Origin of the sequence: Streptomyces bottropensis ATCC 25435, from assembly GCF_000383595.1 — a bacterium.
GTDB lineage: Bacteria > Actinomycetota > Actinomycetes > Streptomycetales > Streptomycetaceae > Streptomyces > Streptomyces bottropensis.
This window is the reverse complement of record NZ_KB911581.1, coordinates 1954345-1970319: the sequence shown is the minus strand read 5'-3', so window position 1 is coordinate 1970319 and position 15975 is coordinate 1954345. Positions and strand designations below refer to the sequence as shown.

The 15975-nt window shown below is 72.1% G+C and carries 17 protein-coding genes; 7 read left to right on the top strand and 10 right to left on the bottom strand.

Going from position 1 to position 15975, the window contains the following annotated elements:
• Position 1 precedes the first annotated feature (1 nt).
• Positions 2 to 2959, top strand: coding sequence for a hypothetical protein (locus tag STRBO_RS0108840; RefSeq protein WP_005479861.1), 2958 nt, complete (start codon positions 2 to 4; stop codon positions 2957 to 2959).
• Positions 2960 to 3122: 163 nt separating this feature from the next.
• Here STRBO_RS0108840 and STRBO_RS0108835 read toward each other — a convergent pair whose 3' ends face one another.
• Complete coding sequence (locus STRBO_RS0108835; protein WP_020114075.1) at positions 3123 to 4808, bottom strand: DAK2 domain-containing protein; 1686 nt, start codon at positions 4806 to 4808, stop codon at positions 3123 to 3125.
• 300 nt (positions 4809 to 5108) lie between these two features.
• Here STRBO_RS0108835 and rpmB point away from each other — a divergent pair, with 300 nt between their 5' ends.
• Both rpmB and STRBO_RS45365 read left to right on the top strand, forming a co-directional pair.
• A complete protein-coding gene (rpmB, locus tag STRBO_RS41430; protein WP_005479864.1) occupies positions 5109 to 5294 on the top strand; it encodes a 50S ribosomal protein L28 in 186 nt (61 codons plus the stop codon).
• A gap of 90 nt (positions 5295 to 5384) precedes the next feature.
• On the top strand, positions 5385 to 5513 hold the full coding sequence (locus STRBO_RS45365) for a hypothetical protein (RefSeq protein ID WP_005479867.1): 129 nt from the start codon (positions 5385 to 5387) through the stop codon (positions 5511 to 5513).
• On the opposite strand, the gene thiD is transcribed toward STRBO_RS45365, so the two are convergent.
• Both thiD and STRBO_RS0108815 read right to left on the bottom strand, forming a co-directional pair.
• Positions 5488 to 6297, bottom strand: coding sequence for a bifunctional hydroxymethylpyrimidine kinase/phosphomethylpyrimidine kinase (thiD, locus tag STRBO_RS0108820; protein ID WP_005479870.1), 810 nt, complete (start codon positions 6295 to 6297; stop codon positions 5488 to 5490). The genes STRBO_RS45365 and thiD overlap by 26 nt on opposite strands.
• Positions 6294 to 7259, bottom strand: coding sequence for a thiamine-phosphate kinase (locus tag STRBO_RS0108815; protein WP_005479872.1), 966 nt, complete (start codon positions 7257 to 7259; stop codon positions 6294 to 6296). The genes thiD and STRBO_RS0108815 overlap by 4 nt, the downstream gene beginning before the upstream one ends.
• Positions 7260 to 7486: 227 nt before the next feature.
• On the opposite strand from STRBO_RS0108815, the gene STRBO_RS0108810 reads away from it, so the two are divergent.
• Both STRBO_RS0108810 and STRBO_RS0108805 read left to right on the top strand, forming a co-directional pair.
• Positions 7487 to 7720, top strand: coding sequence for an Lrp/AsnC family transcriptional regulator (locus tag STRBO_RS0108810; protein ID WP_005479877.1), 234 nt, complete (start codon positions 7487 to 7489; stop codon positions 7718 to 7720).
• Between the two features lie 20 nt (positions 7721 to 7740).
• A complete protein-coding gene (locus tag STRBO_RS0108805; protein WP_005479879.1) occupies positions 7741 to 8262 on the top strand; it encodes a DUF3515 family protein in 522 nt (173 codons plus the stop codon).
• Between the two features lie 127 nt (positions 8263 to 8389).
• Here STRBO_RS0108805 and STRBO_RS0108800 read toward each other — a convergent pair whose 3' ends face one another.
• From STRBO_RS0108800 to STRBO_RS0108790, 3 genes are read right to left on the bottom strand one after another with little or no spacing between them, the layout of a single operon-like run.
• Complete coding sequence (locus tag STRBO_RS0108800; RefSeq protein WP_005479881.1) at positions 8390 to 9547, bottom strand: D-alanine--D-alanine ligase family protein; 1158 nt, start codon at positions 9545 to 9547, stop codon at positions 8390 to 8392.
• 59 nt (positions 9548 to 9606) lie between these two features.
• Positions 9607 to 10617 (bottom strand): NAD(P)H-dependent glycerol-3-phosphate dehydrogenase, encoded by a 1011-nt coding sequence (locus tag STRBO_RS0108795; protein WP_005479883.1) that lies wholly within the window; start codon positions 10615 to 10617, stop codon positions 9607 to 9609.
• Entirely contained in the window at positions 10614 to 11426 is an 813-nt protein-coding gene (locus STRBO_RS0108790; protein WP_005479885.1) for a lysophospholipid acyltransferase family protein, read from the bottom strand. The genes STRBO_RS0108795 and STRBO_RS0108790 overlap by 4 nt, the downstream gene beginning before the upstream one ends.
• Before the next feature lie 166 nt (positions 11427 to 11592).
• Here STRBO_RS0108790 and cofC point away from each other — a divergent pair, with 166 nt between their 5' ends.
• Together cofC and STRBO_RS0108780 are read left to right on the top strand one after the other, a co-directional pair.
• Positions 11593 to 12243 (top strand): 2-phospho-L-lactate guanylyltransferase, encoded by a 651-nt coding sequence (cofC, locus tag STRBO_RS0108785; RefSeq protein WP_005479887.1) that lies wholly within the window; start codon positions 11593 to 11595, stop codon positions 12241 to 12243.
• A 9-nt stretch (positions 12244 to 12252) separates the two neighbouring features.
• Positions 12253 to 12456, top strand: a complete 204-nt coding sequence (locus tag STRBO_RS0108780) for a hypothetical protein (protein ID WP_005479889.1) — start codon at positions 12253 to 12255, stop codon at positions 12454 to 12456.
• Between the two features lie 87 nt (positions 12457 to 12543).
• Here STRBO_RS0108780 and STRBO_RS0108775 read toward each other — a convergent pair whose 3' ends face one another.
• From STRBO_RS0108775 to leuC, 4 genes are all read right to left on the bottom strand, one after another.
• Entirely contained in the window at positions 12544 to 13197 is a 654-nt protein-coding gene (locus STRBO_RS0108775; protein ID WP_005479890.1) for an HU family DNA-binding protein, read from the bottom strand.
• 137 nt (positions 13198 to 13334) lie between these two features.
• Positions 13335 to 13565, bottom strand: coding sequence for an SCO5555 family protein (locus STRBO_RS0108770; RefSeq protein WP_020665515.1), 231 nt, complete (start codon positions 13563 to 13565; stop codon positions 13335 to 13337).
• Between the two features lie 288 nt (positions 13566 to 13853).
• The gene (leuD, locus tag STRBO_RS0108765; protein WP_005479892.1) at positions 13854 to 14447 is read right to left on the bottom strand and encodes a 3-isopropylmalate dehydratase small subunit; all 594 of its coding nucleotides are present in this window, start codon (positions 14445 to 14447) and stop codon (positions 13854 to 13856) included.
• A gap of 6 nt (positions 14448 to 14453) precedes the next feature.
• The gene (leuC, locus tag STRBO_RS0108760) at positions 14454 to 15884 is read right to left on the bottom strand and encodes a 3-isopropylmalate dehydratase large subunit (protein ID WP_005479893.1); all 1431 of its coding nucleotides are present in this window, start codon (positions 15882 to 15884) and stop codon (positions 14454 to 14456) included.
• Positions 15885 to 15975 lie beyond the last annotated feature (91 nt).

The window sequence follows — 15975 nt, the reverse complement described above, 5'->3', positions numbered from 1 at the left end:
CATGGACTTCGACGAGCTGCGCCGGGCCATGGCGGAGAACTACGAGCAGCCGGAGGGCCCCGCGCGCAACGCGCGCGCGGAGGTGCTGCTCGCGGAGGCGGAGAGGCTGAAGGAGCCGCTCGCCGTGATCGAGGCGCTCGGGCACCAGCTGAAGGTCTACAACTACAGCTCCGAGAAGGACAAGATGTTCGTCCCCTTCGCGCGCCTGCTGCGCATGTGGGACGAGCGCCCGGAGGACTTCGACGAGTACGAGGTCCACTCCCTGCACTGGGTGTTCAAGTGGATGTCGGCCGGCATGCTGAACCAGCCGCACGTCCCGCTCGCCTCCATCGAGAAGTGGCTCGGCGAGATGGAGCACCGCTACCGGCTCGCCGGGCACTCGGAACGGGCCGTGCGCAGCGCCGAGTTCAGCGTGGCCGCGCACGTCGGCGACCTGGCGCGGGCCGAGCGGGCGTACGGGGCGTGGCTGGCCGCCGACCGGGACGCGATGGCCGACTGTCACGCGTGCGAGCTGCACGGCCAGGGCTGGTGGCTGGCCCGGCGGCGCGAGGACGCCGAGGCGCTTCGGCTGTGGGCACCGGTGCTGGAGGGCGAGTACACGTGCGCCCACGAGCCGCACACCGTCCTGGCGTCCTCCCTGGTGCCGCTGCTTCGGCTGGGGCGCCACGACGAGGCCCGGGCTCACCATCTGCGCGGTTTCCGGCTGGTGCGGGCCATGGAGAGCATGCGGGGCGCGTACGCGGACCACGTGGAGTTCTGCGCCCTGACCGGCAACGAGGCGCGTGGTCTTGAGCTGCTGGCGGAGCGTCCGGCGTACTTCACGGACTCCGGCGACCCGCGCAGCAAACTGGACTTCATGAGCGTGGTGGCCCTGCTCATGGGCCGCCTGTCCGCCCGCGGGTTCGCCAATCAGACGGTCCCCGGTCCCGCCGGACGCACCTGGACCGCCCGCGAACTGGCCGCCCACGCGCGCGAGGAGGCCCTTTCCCTGGCCGCTCGCTTCGACGAGCGCAACGGCACGGCGTACGTCAGCGGCCGGGTCCGGGAGCGGATGGACCGGGCGCCGCTGCTGGACCGGCTGCCGCTGGGCGTGCGCTCGGCGCGGCCCGTGGTCCCGGTGCCGGCGCCCCGGCAGCCGGCCGCGGAGGAGCGGACGGACACCGCCGCCGTGCCGGAGGACGACCTGCCCGCTCTCCTCACGGAGGCACGGCGGCTCTCCGAGTCCCTGCACCCCGGTTCCGTCGCCGCCTGGGCGACCGTGGCGCGGGCCGCCGAGGCCGAGGGCATGGAGCTGGGCGCCTTCGACCGGGCCGAGATGACCGACCACGAGGCGATCGGCCTCGGCCCGCGGGGCCGCGCTCTCTTCGAGCGGGCGGCCGAACTGTACGAGGAGGCCGGGGACCCGGGCGAGGCGTGGGCGGCACGGGCGCGCGGAGCGAACGTGCACGCGCTGACGGGCCACCCGGACGCCGCCCTGGAGTTGGTCTCCGAGCCGTACGAGAAGATCCTCGCCCTCTGGGCGGACGGCGGGACGGGTGTCCGGCAGACGGCGTCCGTGCTGGTGGGGCGCGCCCGGATACTCGTGCAGCGGATGCACGAGACCGAGGACGCCGACGCGGTCCCTGCTGCCGAGGCCGCGGTGCGCGAGCTGGCGGACTTCGTCGAGCCGCGCCGCGCGGAGGACATACGGCTGGCCTCGCGGGCCGCGGAGGCGCGGGCGATGTTCGGCGAGCTGGCCGTGCGCGCCGGGGACACGGCGGCGGCAGCCGACCTGTTCGCGGAGGCCGCGGAGCGCTACGTGACGGCCGGGCTCCCGTGGTTCGCGGTCCAGTACGAGGCCCGGCTCGCCGGGGTCGCGCAGCAGCTCGGGGACCTGGAGACGGCCGAACGGGCGGCGCTGGCGGCGCTGGAGCACGGCGGGTCGGACCTGGAGCCGGTGGGCCACGCCCAGCTGCATCTCCAGCTGGCCGAACTGCTCGGCGCCGGCGAGCGGGTGGAGCCGGCCTTCGCGCACGCCCTGGAGGCGGCGCACTGGGCCGACGAGGCGGGCGAGGGGCCGACGCTCGGCGCCTGGGCCCGCCATCTGCTCGGCGGGTTCCTGCTGCGGCTGGGGCGGTGGGCGGAGGCGGCCGAGGTACTGGAGTCGGCCCTGGCGGATCTCACCGCCGAGACGCACGGGGACGGGGCCCTCGCCCAGACCCTGTGGTGGCTCGGCGACTGCCACACGGAGCTGGGTGAGCACCGCGAGGCCGCCGAGCGCTGGCTGCGGGCCGCCGACATCGCCCGGCACTGGCCCGAGCAGCGCGACCACGCCATGCTCGCGCACCTCGCGGCGGAAGCGCTCGCGCGCGCGGGGCTGCCCGCCGAGGCCGACCGGGCGTACGCCCGTGCCGTCGACCTCTGGGGCGAGCTGGGGAACGTACACGGGTACGTCCGGGCGCTGCGGGCGCGGGCCTGGTACGCGGCGCGGGAGAGCCGCGAGGGTGCGGTGGGCTCCGCCCCGGAGGAGGCGCGGGAGCTGATGGGCGACGCGGTGGTGGGCTGCGAGGCGGCGCTGTCCGACGTGAGCGGTGAGGAGAACCGGCGGCGGATCGTCGCGGAACTGGGCGAGACGTACCGGCAGTTCGGCGATCTGCTGGCCCGATCCGTGGCCGAGGACGCGGAACTCGTCTCCTTCGGGCCGGTGTTCGAGGAGGCGCTCGGGTTCGTCGAGCGGGCGGTGGCGGTGTACGGCTCCCTGGGCGGGGAGTTCCTCGACGCGCGGACCGCGGCCGAGCTCGCGGCGGGGTGGCTGGAGGTCGATCTGGGGCGCTCGGAGGCGGCCGTGGAGCGGGCGCGGGGGGTGTCGGCGGCGTTCGGTGATCGTGAGGACGAGACGGCGGGGGCCCGGCGGGCGGAGGCGGAGCGGTTGATCGTGGCGGCGGAGGGGACGAGGGCGGGGACGGGGGCGCCGGACTGAGCCGGGCAGGTGGGGGTGTTCCGGGGATTTACCCCCGCCGCCCTTACCGGTCCCTCCCCGCTCTCGGCTCCGCTCGGCGGGAGGTGCCCCCATCAGGGGCTGCGCGCCCCTTCGATCCCCGTCACAGACTCGGGGCTCGCCCCGGACCTGCCCGGACAGGCCGCTACTCCACGCCGATCAGCAGCAGCGATCCCTGCCGGCCGCCCCGGTACACCACCGTGTCCACCGCCAGGTGCTCCCGTACCCGGGTCTCCACGTGGTCGACGACCTCGGCGGGGGCCTCGTCGCCCAGGACGAGGGTGACCATCTCCCCGCCGGCGGCGAGCATCCGGTCGACCACGGCGGCGGCCGTGAGCGTGACGTCGGAGCCGATGACGGCGACATCGCCGTCGATGAGGCCGAGGACGTCGCCGGCCTGGCAGATGCCGGCCATGGTCCAGGACTGGCGTTCGGCGATGACGACCTCGGCGTAGCGGGTGGCGCCGGCGGCGGACGTCATGGAGACGACGTCCTCGTCGAAGCGGCGGTCGGGCTCGTGGACGGCGAGGGCGGCGATGCCCTGCACGGCCGAGCGCGTGGGGATGAGGGCGACCCGGACGCCCTCCGTACGGGCCTGCTCGGCGGCGGCAGCCGCCGTGTGGCGCAGGTCCGCGTCGTTGGGCAGCAGCACCACCTCGCGGGCGTGGGCGCGTCGTACGGCCTCCACCAGCTCCCCGCTGGCGGGCGGCTCCCCGGGGCGGGCCAGGACCGTGGTCGCGCCCGCCTCGGCGTACAGCCCGGCCAGCCCCTCCCCCGGCACGACGGCCACGACGGCCCGCTGGGCGCGCTCGCGCGGCGGCCGCCCGGCCTCACCGGTCACATGGGCGTCCTCGGCCCCGAAGTGCGTGATCCGGATGCGGTACGGCCGCCCGGCCTCGACGCCCGCCTCCACCGCGGCCCCGGCGTCGTCGACGTGCACGTGCACGTTCCACAGTCCGTCGCCGCCGACCACCACGAGCGAGTCGCCGAGCGTGTCCAGCCGGCCCCGCAGGCGGGCCACGGCCCCGTCGTCCGCCTCCAGGAGGTAGATCACCTCGAACGCGGGACCCCCCGCGTCGGGCCTGTCGTCCACGCACACCTCCGCGCCCTTCGCGGCCTCGGCCACGTGCGCGCGGCCCACGACGAGAGCCGCCGCCCTCGGTGCCTCTCCCGTGAACGTCTCCACCAGTGCCGCCAGCACCGCCACCAGGCCCCGTCCGCCCGCGTCCACGACGCCGGCGCGGGCCAGGGCCGCCAGTTGGCCCGGGGTCGCCGCCAGGGCCGTACCGGCGCCCTCGTAGGCGGAGCGGGCGACCGCGGCGCAGTCGCCCTCGGTGCCGGTGGCGGCGTCGGCCGCCGCGGCGGCGACGGTGAGGACGGTGCCCTCGACGGGATGGGCGACGGCGTCACGGGCGGAGTCGGCGGCGTGCCGCAGCGCGAGCCGCAGTCCCCGGCCGTCGGTGTGAACCGCCTCACTGTCGTCGGAGAGGACCTGGGCCATGCCCCTCAGGAGCTGGGCGAGGATCGTCCCGGAGTTCCCCCGGGCCCCGATCAGAGCCCCGTGCGCCATGGCCCGCGCGGCCTCGGCGAGCGTGGGTCCCCCCTCACCGGCCTCGGGAGCACCGGCCTCGTGGCCCGCGAAGACCGCTTCCACGGCCGCCGCCGCCGACTCCATGGTCAGGTACAGGTTCGTGCCGGTGTCGCCGTCGGCCACCGGGTACACGTTGATGGCGTCGATCTCCTCGCGCGCGCGTCCCAGCGCCGCCAGCGCGAGTCCGCACCAGGTGCGTACCGCGAGAGCATCGAAGAATGTCTGCGGCACCTGCGGCACCTGCGCCTCCTTGAGCTGCTTGGCTGCTGGACGTGGGACCGGGGGACGCCGCACGCCGCTCGCAGCGTAGACCCGCGGTGGTGACCGCCGGTAAGAGGGCCGGGACGAGGTCCCGACCAGCCATGGTAGTTTCGTTGTACGGACGCAGTCGTTGTATGCTGCTCCGGTTGTCCGATTCGGATCGCTGATCCAAACCGGACTCTCCCCCTGGCAACGCCACTCGGGTCCCCGTCAAACGGGACCGTGATTCCGGCATGCCGGGATCAACCGTAAGAGCATCTGAAGTCTTTGGAGTGACCCGTGGCTGCCAACTGCGACGTCTGCGGCAAGGGGCCGGGCTTCGGCAACAGCATCTCGCACTCGCACCGCCGTACGTCCCGTCGCTGGAACCCGAACATCCAGCGCGTGCGTACCGTGGTCAGTGGGACGCCGAAGCGCGTGAACGCCTGCACCTCGTGCATCAAGGCCGGCAAGGTCTCGCGCTGACGCTCAGCTAAGCGCGCGGCCACTGCTGGTTCGCTGCTCAGAGCCGGTCCACCGTCAGGTGGGCCGGCTTTTTGCCATGCCCCGGTTGCCATGCCCCGGCTGGTCGCCGACCGCCCGGTACCCGTCCGCCCGACGGCCGCCCGCCCGATGCCCGCCCTGTTCGGGCGCCTCACCGAGCGGTCGGCGACCGACGTCAGCCCGCCGGAGCGGATCGTGTGAGAGCCCAGCCGTGGTCCACGGGACCGATCCCGTCACCGAGCGCGAACCCGGCGGCGATCGCCCCGGTGACGTACTCCTTGGCCGCCGTCACGGCCTCCGGCACGCTCAGTCCCCGCGCGAGGTGCGCGGCGATCGCGGAGGCGAGGGTGCAGCCCGTGCCGTGCGTGTGCCGGTTGTCGTACCTGGGGGCGCGCAGCCAGTGCTGCTCCGAGCCGTCGGTCAGGAGGTCCACGGCGTCACCCGGCAGATGCCCGCCCTTGATCAGCGCCCACCGGGGCCCGTGCGCCAGGACGGCCTCGGCCGCCTCGCGCATCCCGGCCTCCGACCGGACCTCGACGCCGGTGAGCTGGGCGACCTCGTCGAGGTTGGGGGTGGCGACCGTGGCCGTCGGCAGCAGTCGCGTCCGTACGGAGTCCAGCGCGGTCGCGGCGAGAAGCGGGTCTCCGTGCTTGGAGACGCCGACCGGGTCGACGACGACCGGCGCGTCCGTGGCCGCCAGCAACTCGGCGACCGCCTCGACGAGTTCGGCGGAGGCGAGCATGCCGGTCTTGACCGCCTGGACGCCGATGTCGTCGACGACGCTGCGGTACTGGGCCCGTACGGCTTCGACCGGCAGCTCCCAGGCTCCCTGCACGCCCCGGGAGTTCTGCGCGGTGACCGCCGTGACGACGCTCATGCCGTGTACACCGAGCGCCAGCATCGTCTTCAGGTCGGCCTGGATGCCGGCCCCGCCGCCGGAGTCGGAACCGGCCACCGTGAGGACGCGCGCGGGAGCCGGGGTCATGACTCGATGTCCCCGAAGTGGTCCCAGCCGCCCTTGCTGGTCCAGGGCGCCCCGTCCACGGTCACCTGGGGCAGTGCCGAGGGGTTGAGGATCTCGCCGATCACCTTCCACCGCGCGGGCAGTTTCACGTCGGGCGGGAAGGTCGCCACGATCGCGTGGTCCTCGCCGCCGGTGAGCACCCACTGGAGGGGGTCGACGCCGACCGCCTGGCCGATGTCGTGCATCTGGGTCGGGATGTCGATCGCGCCGGAGCGGATGTCGATCCGGCACTTGCTCGCCTCCGCGATGTGCCCCAGGTCCGCGATCAGCCCGTCGCTCACGTCGCACATCGCGGTCGCGCCGAGCGAGGCGGCCGCCGGACCGGCGTGGTACGGCGGTTCGGGGCGCCGGTGGGCCTCCACGAAGGCTCGCGGCGAGCGGAAGCCGCGGGAGAGCACCGCGTGCCCGGCGGCGGACCAGCCGAGCCAGCCGGTGACCGCGACGACGTCACCGGGCCGGGCTCCGCCCCTGATCACGGGTTCGTGGTTGCGCAGATCACCGAGGGCGGTGATGGAGATCATGATGGTGTCGCCGCGGACGACGTCACCGCCGACCACGGCCGCGCCGGCGACCTGGCACTCGTCGCGCAGGCCGTCCATCAGCTCGGTGGCCCAGGTCACCGGAAGGTCGGCGGGCGCGACCAGACCGAGCAGCAGGGCGGTGGGCACGGCCCCCATGGCGGCGATGTCCGCGAGGTTCTGGGCTGCGGCCTTGCGCCCGACGTCGTACGCCGTGGACCAGTCGCGCCGGAAGTGCCGCCCCTCCAGGAGCAGATCGGTGCTCGCCACGACCCTGCGGTCCGGCGCCGCCACCACGGCCGCGTCGTCGCCGGGACCGACCCGGACCGCCGGGGTGGTGGTGAGCCGGGAGGTGAGCTCCCTGATGAGCCCGAACTCCCCCAGCTCTCCCACGGTGCCCTTCATCGTCGTATCGCCCCTTCTCGTGGCGTTTGCAGTGTCACTCGCGCCCGGTCGCGGGCCGTTGTCGTCCTCGGTACGGTCGAGTGGACCGTCAACTTCCGCCGTCCGCGCCCCCCGGTGCGTGCGGCGCGGCCTCCAGGGGTCTCCCCCCGGCGCCCGACGACGCGATACCGTGGCGTTCCTTTTCCCGACATGATCCACATGATCCTCGTGGCCGCCCTGGAGGTTCCGTGGTACAGGCGTACATCCTGATCCAGACGGAGGTCGGCAAAGCGTCGACCGTCGCCGACACGATCAGCAAGCTCCCTGGCGTCGTCCAGGCCGAGGACGTGACAGGTCCCTACGACGTCATCGTGCGCGCCCAGGCCGACACCGTCGACGACCTCGGTCGGCTGGTGGTCGCGAAAGTCCAGCAAGTGGACGGGATCACCCGCACCCTGACCTGCCCGGTCGTGCACCTGTAGCCCCCGTCTACCCTTGGCCGGTGAACTCGTTCCGTCACCGGCGCGCCGCTCGCCTCGGGCTGCCCGTCCTGGCCGCGTCGTTGATCGCCGTCGTGGGCTGCTCCTCAGCAGACGACGGCGGCTCGGCGGCGGTTCCCGGCGCCGGGGCTGCCGCCGTGAAACTGTGCCAGAACCTGGACGAGATGTTGCCGCGCGAGGTGGACGGTCTCGACCGCCAGGATCCGCAGCCGGCCTCCGAGCTGACGGCGGGCTGGGGTGACGCGGTGATCATACTGCGCTGTGGTGTCCCTCGGCCGCCGAAGATGATCGACCCCGGGGTGGCGGAGGGACGCGATGCCGATGCCGTGGCCGGGGCCGTCGACGGGGTGGACTGGCTGATGGAGAAGCGGGAGGGTGGCGCCTACCGCTTCACCACGGCCAATCGCTCCGCGTACGTGGAGGTGACGGTGGCGGCCGAGCGGGCCGCCGAGGACACGTCGCCGATCCTGGTGGGGCTGGCGCCCGCCATCAAGAAGGCGGTTCCCGAAGGGGTCGCTTCCTAGGCGGACCCGGTCGGGGTGCTTCCTGAGCGAGCGCCTCGACAGGCCGTAGGGAGGCTGCGGGGCGTTCGTGGCCGGTCGCGCGGTTCCCCGCGCCCCTTCGGGGACCGGCGGCTCACGGGGTGCCCCTCTACCTCAGACCCGTCGAGCGGTGCAGCGCCGCCTGGATCAGGCGGTCCACCAGCTCCGGGTACGCGATGCCGCTCGCCTTCCACATCGCCGGGTACATCGAGATCGGCGTGAAGCCGGGCAGCGTGTTGATCTCGTTGATAACGAACTCGCCGTCCTCCGTGAGGAAGAAGTCCGCGCGGACCAGGCCCTCGCAGGACGCCGCGTCGAAGGCGTCGACGGCGAGCCGTCGGACCTCGGCGGTCTCCTCCGGCGTCAGCGGCGCCGGGACGATGCCGGGGGTCGAGTCGATGTACTTGGCGTCGAAGTCGTAGTACGCGTGCGCCTCGGGCGGCGGGATCTCGGCGGGGACGGAGGCGCGGGGACCGTCCTCGAACTCCAGGACGCCGCACTCGATCTCACGGCCGCGCAGGGCCGCCTCGACCAGGATCTTGGGGTCGTGGCGCTGGGCCTCGGCGATCGCCTCGTCGAGACCGGCGAGGTCGTCGACCTTGGTGATGCCGATGGAGGACCCCGCGCGGGCGGGCTTCACGAAGAGGGGCCAGCCGTGCTCACCGGCGAGGTCGATGATCTTCTTGCGGGCGGCGGCCTCGTCCAGCTGCCACTCGCGCGGCCGGATGACCACGTACGGGCCGACCTTCAGCCCGAAGGAGGTGAACACCCGCTTCATGTACTCCTTGTCCTGGCCGACCGCCGAGGCGAGGACGCCCGAGCCGACGTAGGGGACCCCGGAGAGCTCCAGCATGCCCTGGAGGGTGCCGTCCTCGCCGTAGGGGCCGTGCAGGACGGGGAAGACGACGTCGACCTCGCCGAGCGCCTTGGGGACCGATCCGGGCTCGCTGTAGACGACTTCGCGGTTGGCGGGGTCGACGGGGAGCACCACGCCGCCCTCGCGCGACTCCGCGAGTTCCTCGACGCTCGGCGTACGGCGGTCGGTGATCGCCATGCGGTCCGGTTCGTCGGCGGTGAGGAACCAGCGGCCCTCCCGGGTGATACCGATCGGCAGGACGTCGTACTTGGTCCGGTCGATGGAGCGCAGCACGGCGCCGGCCGTGACCACGGAGATCCCGTGTTCCGAGCTGCGGCCGCCGAAGACGACGGCCACGCGCGGCTTGCGGGACGGCTGCTCAGGGCTCTGGGGGAGGTTCTCGGTGCTCATATCGCGTCGAGAGTACCCGTTGGTACTGGGCCAGTCAGTGCCCATACGGTCGCTTTCGCTCAGCGTCGCTCCGGCTTGGCGCTGCGCGACATCATCTCCTTGAGGGCGACGACCGGCGGCTTGCCGTCGTGCACGATGTCGACGACCGTCTCCGTGATGGGCATGTCGACGCCGTGCCGACGTCCCAAGTCCAGTACGGACTCACAGGACTTGACGCCCTCGGCGGTCTGCTTCGTGACCGCGATGGTCTCCTGGAGGGTCATGCCCCTGCCGAGGTTGGTGCCGAAGGTGTGGTTGCGGGAGAGCGGCGAGGAACAGGTCGCCACCAGATCGCCGAGTCCCGCGAGTCCGGCGAAGGTGAGCGGGTCGGCGCCCATCGCGAGGCCGAGGCGGGTCGTCTCGGCGAGACCGCGCGTGATGAGCGAGCCCTTGGCGTTGTCGCCGAGGCCCATGCCGTCCGCGATGCCGACAGCGAGACCGATGACGTTCTTCACCGCGCCGCCCAGCTCGCAGCCGACGACGTCGGTGTTGGTGTAGGGGCGGAAGTACGGGGTGTGGCAGGCGGCCTGGAGCCGCTGGGCGACGGCCTCGTCGGTGCAGGCGACCACGGAGGCGGCCGGCATCCGGGAGGCGATCTCGCGTGCCAGGTTGGGCCCGGTGACGACGGCGACCCGGTCCCGCCCGACCTTGGCGACGTCCTCGATCACCTCGCTCATCCGCATGGCGGAACCGAGTTCGACGCCTTTCATGAGCGAGACGAGGACAGTGTCGGGCGCCAGCAGCCCGGTCCAGTCGGCGAGGTTGGCGCGCAGCGTCTGGGAGGGCACGGCGAGGACGGTGAAGTCGGCGTCTGCGGCGGCCTCGGCGGCGTCGGTGGTGGCCCGCAGGTTCTCCGGGAGCCGCACCCCGGGCAGGTAGTCCGGGTTGGTTCGGGTGGAGTTGACCGCGTCCGCGAGTTCCGGACGCCGCCCCCACAGCACGGTGTCGCATCCCGCGTCGGCGAGCACCATGCCGAAGGCGGTGCCCCACGAACCGGTGCCGAACACTGCCGCCTTGACCGGCTTGCTCACTTGCCCTGCCCCTCTTCCTGACGTCGCTGTCCCCGCAGTGCCCCATTGTGCTGCTCGGGCCGCCGGTGCTCGACCGCGGCGGCGCTCCTGCGCCGCTGCTCGATCCGCTCCCGCTTCGGGTCGTACGGGATCTCGGGTGCCCGCTCGCCGCGGATCTGCTCCAGCTGGCGGGTGACGGCGGCCATGATGACCTCCGTGGCGTCCTTCAGCAGGTCCGGGCTCATCTCCTGGCCGTAGAAGCGCGTGAGGTCGACGGGCGGGCCCGCGAGCACGTGGTGGGTCTTGCGCGGCAGGAGATGGGGCTTCTTCGCGTACGGCGGCAGCAGTTCGTTGGCGCCCCACTGTGCGACCGGGATCACCGGGCACCTGGTCTGCAGGGCGACCCGCGCGGCGCCGGTCTTGCCGGTCATGGGCCAGCCGTCCGGGTCGCGGGTCAGGGTGCCCTCGGGGTAGAAGGCGACGCACTCGCCGCGCTCCACGGCGTCGATGGCGGCCCGGAAGGCGCTCAGCGCGTCGGTGCTCTCGCGATAGACGGGAATCTGACCGGTGCCGCGCATCACGGCGCCGATGAATCCCTTGCCGAAGAGACCGCTCTTCGCGAGAAAACGCGGAACCCGGCCGCTGTTGTACTGATAATGGGCGTAGGCAAAGGGATCGACATGCGAATTGTGGTTCACGGCGGTGATAAATCCACCCTCGGCCGGAATGTTCTCCATTCCACGCCAGTCCCGCTTGATCAGCACCACCAGGGGCGGTTTGGCGATCACCGCGGCGAGGCGGTACCAGAAGCCGATTCTCCGGCGGGGCACGCGGACACCTTCCTCTAGGACTTCCCAGGGCCTGTTCCGGGGGCCCGGAGCCGCACAAAGTGTCGCCCCGGGCTGCCGGTCTGTCGAGAACACCGTACGCCCCGCCCTACGGCCGTCCCTTGCGCACAGGTGACAATGGCGGCGACAAGAGAGGGGCGGAACGCCCGTGCAGTGGACCCTGGTCGTACCCGTGAAGCCCCTGGCGCGGGCCAAGAGCAGGCTCTCGGACACCGCCGCCGACGCGGTGCGCCCCGGCCTGGCCCTCGCCTTCGCCCAGGACACCGTGGCCGCGGCCCTGGCCGCCACGGCGGTGTCCGGTGTGGTGGTGGTCACGGACGACCCCCTCGCCGCGCGCGAACTGGCGGCCCTGGGTGCCCGCACCGTCCCGGAGGACCCTCGCGGCGGTTCCGGGGACGGTCTGAACGCCGCCCTGCGGCACGGAACGGCCGTCGTGCGCGATGTACGCCCGCAAAGCCCCGTGGCGGCCCTGAACGCCGATCTGCCCGCGCTGCGCCCCGGGGAATTGACCCGGGTGCTGAACGCGGCCGCCGCATTCGCCCGTTCTTTCCTCCCGGACGCGGCCGGCACCGGCACCACTCTGCTCGCCGCGGCCCCCGGTCACGATCTCTCCCCCGTCTTCGGTCCCGGGTCCCGGGTGCTCCACCGTCGCTCCGGCGCCGTGGAACTGACCGTCACCGCGGTCGACTCCGTGCGCCAGGACGTCGACACCGGTGACGACCTCCGCGCCGCGCTCGGCCTCGGCGTCGGCCCCCGGACGGCCGCGGCGGCCGCGCGCCTGCTGATCCCCGGCCAGTAGGCTGCGGCCATGCAGGCCACCGCGTACACCTACGACCCCGCCACCCGCACCGGCCAGGTGCTCCTGGACGACGGCACCCCGGTCCCGTTCGGCGCCCCGGCCTTCGACGCGGGGGCCCTGCGTCTGCTCCGCCCGGGCCAGCGGGTCAGGATCGAGACGGAGGGCGAGGGGGAGACCCTGCGCATCACCCTGATCACCTTGCAGACGTTCTGAACTCCTGCCGGGATCTTCCCCGGAACACGCCGCGGGCCGGGCTCCACCATCAGGAGCCCGGCCCGGCGCGTGTGAGTACCAGGCGCCCTATGCCTGGCGGGCGGCGGTCTTCTTCGCGGTCGTCTTGCGAGCCGTCGACTTCTTGGCCGGGGCCTTCTTGGCCGTGGCCTTCTTCGCCGGCGCGCTCTGCGCGGCCGTCTTCTTGGCGGCCGTCGACTTCGACGCCGTGGTCTTCTTCGCGGCGGTCGACTTCGCGGTCGTCTTCTTCGCGGTCGCCTTCTTCGCCGTGGTCTTCTTCGCGGCGGCCGTCGTCTTCTTGGCGGCGGCCGAGGTGGTCTTGCGGGCGGTCGTCTTCTTGGCGGCCGTCTTCTTCGCCGCCGCCTTCTTGACCGTCGCCGAAGCCCCACCGCTCAGGCTGCCCTTGGGCGCCTTCTTGACCGCGACCTCGCCACCACGGGGAAGCTTCTTCGAACCGCTCACCAGGTCCTTGAAACCCTGGCCCGCGCGAAAACGCGGCACGGAGGTCTTCTTGACCCGAACCCGCTCACCCGTCTGCGGGTTGCGGGCGTAACGGGCCGGCCGGTCGACCTTCTCGAACGAACCGAAGCCGGTGACCGACACCCGGTCCCCGGCGACGACCGCGCGGACGATGGCGTCCAGAACAGCGTCGACCGCGTCGGCGGCCTGCTGACGCCCGCCGACCTTGTCCGCAATCGCTTCTACGAGCTGCGCCTTGTTCACGTCTTCCCCTTCGGAGACATCGCCAGAACGAAAGTGTTCAAGCTTTTCGCACGTTAGGCAGATATATACCGCAAATCAAACACGAAACGGGCTTATCACCCTTGTGCCGCAACGAACTCGGCAGCCACGGAGTTCTCTCAGCGGTCCTCTACGGGCATTCGCCCCTCGTCGAGGTCCGTCGTGAAGCCCTCCAGCCGCCTTGCCGCATCGGCGAGATCGTGCTTGGCCACGGCCGTAATGACCAGCAGCTTCCGGGTCAGCGCCATGCGTACGCCCTCCGGGACTTGCAGTGCGCGCACTCTTGCGTGCGCTTCCTTGAGTTGGCCCGCGACCGCCGTATAGAGCTCGAGTTGGCCGTCGTGTTCCATGCACAGATTGTGCCATCTGGGGCGAGTTGTCGCCTGCGCAGGGGGCAACTGCCGCCTTCCGGAGACCCCAGGAGCACCGCCGGTCGATGCCACACCATGGTGCGCGTACCCCAGCAATCACCTTTGTAACTAGGGGAGTTGAAACCTTTCTGCACATGACTTCGAAGGTCTCCGAACCCGGACATGCAGGTACCCCCAACCGTGCCCGATTGGGGGTACCTGGGGGTGTCGCGGTGGCTGGATCACGCCTTGCGCGGGCCGCCCGGCGGGTGGCTCGCGCCGGGCGGATCAGACCTTCAGCGTCCTCGGCTTGTACGACGGCCGCTTGGCCTCGTACGCGGAGATGTCGGCCTCGTTCTGGAGGGTGATGGAGATGTCGTCCAGCCCGTTCAGCAGCCGCCAGCGGGAGTTCTCGTCCAGCTCGAAGGAGGCGGTGATGCCCTCGGCGCGCACCTCGCGGGACTGGAGGTCGACCGTGATCTCGGCCTGCGGGTCGTTCTCCGTGAGCTGCTGCAGCGCCTCCACGATCTTCTGCTCCAGGACGACCGTGAGCAGGCCGTTCTTGAGCGAGTTGCCGCGGAAGATGTCGGCGAAGCGGGAGGAGATGACGGCCTTGAAGCCGTAGTTCTGCAGCGCCCACACGGCGTGCTCACGGGAGGAGCCGGTGCCGAAGTCGGGGCCGGCGACCAGGACGGTGGCTCCCTGGCGCTCGGGCTGGTTGAGGACGAAGGTCTCGTCCTTGCGCCAGGCCTCGAACAGTCCGTCCTCGAAGCCGTCCCTGGTCACCTTCTTGAGCCAGTGGGCGGGGATGATCTGGTCGGTGTCGACGTTGCCGCGGCGCAGCGGGACGGCCCGGCCGGTGTGTGTGGTGAATGCTTCCATGGCTGTTCAGACTCCAGCGGGCGCGGGGGCGATGGCGTCGGTCAGGTCGGCGGGGGACGCCAGGTGGCCCAGGACGGCCGTCGCCGCGGCGACCTGCGGCGACACCAGGTGGGTACGGCCGCCCTTGCCCTGCCTGCCCTCGAAGTTGCGGTTGGAGGTGGACGCGGAGCGCTCACCGGGAGCCAGCTGGTCCGGGTTCATGCCCAGACACATCGAGCAGCCCGCGTGCCGCCACTCGGCGCCGGCCTCCTTGAAGACGACGTCCAGGCCCTCGGAGACGGCCTGCAGACCGACCCGCGCGGAGCCGGGGACGACCAGCATCCGTACGCCGTCGGCGACTTTGCGGCCCTTGATCAGGTCGGCGGCGGCGCGCAGGTCCTCGATGCGGCCGTTGGTGCACGAACCTACGAAGACGGTGTCCACGTCGATGGACTTCAGCGGCTGGCCGGCCTCCAACCCCATGTACTCCAGGGCCTTTTCGGCGGCGAGGCGCTCCGAAGCGTCCTCGTACGAAGCCGGGTCGGGGACCGACGCCGAAAGCGGCGCGCCCTGGCCGGGGTTGGTGCCCCAGGTGACGAACGGCGACAGGGAGGCACCGTCGACGATCACCTCGGCGTCGAACTCGGCGTCCTCGTCCGTCTTCAGCGTCTTCCAGTACGCGACGGCCGCGTCCCAGTCCTCGCCCTCGGGGGCGTGCGGACGGCCCTTGAGGTAGTCGAAGGTCGTCTCGTCGGGGGCGATCATGCCCGCGCGGGCACCGGCCTCGATCGACATGTTGCAGATGGTCATGCGGGCCTCCATCGAGAGCTTCTCGATGGCGGGGCCGCGGTACTCCAGGACATAGCCCTGGCCGCCGCCGGTACCGATCTTGGCGATGATCGCGAGGATCAGGTCCTTGGCGGTGACGCCGTCGGGCAGCTCGCCCTCGACCGTGATGGCCATGGTCTTCGGGCGGACCAGCGGCAGCGTCTGGGTCGCCAGCACATGCTCCACCTGGGAGGTGCCGATACCGAACGCCAGACCGCCGAAGGCGCCGTGCGTGGAGGTGTGGGAGTCACCGCAGACGACCGTCATGCCGGGCTGGGTGAGACCCAGCTGCGGGCCGACGACGTGCACGACGCCCTGCTCGACGTCGCCCAGCGGGTGCAGACGCACACCGAACTCGGCGGCGTTCGCGCGCAGCGTCTCCAGCTGGACGCGGGAGACCGGGTCCGCGATGGGCTTGTCGATGTCGAGGGTGGGGGTGTTGTGGTCCTCGGTCGCGATGGTCAGGTCGAGCCGGCGAACCTTCCGCCCGCTCTTGCGGAGACCGTCGAAGGCCTGGGGGCTGGTCACCTCGTGCAGCAGGTGCAGATCGATGAAGAGGAGGTCGGGCTCGCCCTCGGCGCGCCGGACGACGTGGTCGTCCCAGACCTTCTCCGCGAGTGTCCTACCCATCGCTTTCCCTCCGGCCGGCTTGTCCGAGCGCCGGCCCAACTAGAGATATCGGAGGTGGCGGGCGCACGTACCCCTCGTATGAGCGCCGGCC

Coding starts and splice junctions, on each gene's coding strand:
- STRBO_RS0108840 (WP_005479861.1), top strand. CDS start 2: ATGGACTTCGACGAGCTGCGCCGGGCCATGGCGGAGAACTACGAGCAG.
- STRBO_RS45365 (WP_005479867.1), top strand. CDS start 5,385: ATGCCCCGGCTGGTCGCCGACCGCCCGGTACCCGTCCGCCCGACGGCC.
- thiD (WP_005479870.1), bottom strand. CDS start 6,297: ATGACCCCGGCTCCCGCGCGCGTCCTCACGGTGGCCGGTTCCGACTCC.
- STRBO_RS0108815 (WP_005479872.1), bottom strand. CDS start 7,259: ATGAAGGGCACCGTGGGAGAGCTGGGGGAGTTCGGGCTCATCAGGGAG.
- STRBO_RS0108800 (WP_005479881.1), bottom strand. CDS start 9,547: ATGAGCACCGAGAACCTCCCCCAGAGCCCTGAGCAGCCGTCCCGCAAG.
- STRBO_RS0108780 (WP_005479889.1), top strand. CDS start 12,253: ATGCAGGCCACCGCGTACACCTACGACCCCGCCACCCGCACCGGCCAG.
- STRBO_RS0108770 (WP_020665515.1), bottom strand. CDS start 13,565: ATGGAACACGACGGCCAACTCGAGCTCTATACGGCGGTCGCGGGCCAA.
- leuD (WP_005479892.1), bottom strand. CDS start 14,447: ATGGAAGCATTCACCACACACACCGGCCGGGCCGTCCCGCTGCGCCGC.
- leuC (WP_005479893.1), bottom strand. CDS start 15,884: ATGGGTAGGACACTCGCGGAGAAGGTCTGGGACGACCACGTCGTCCGG.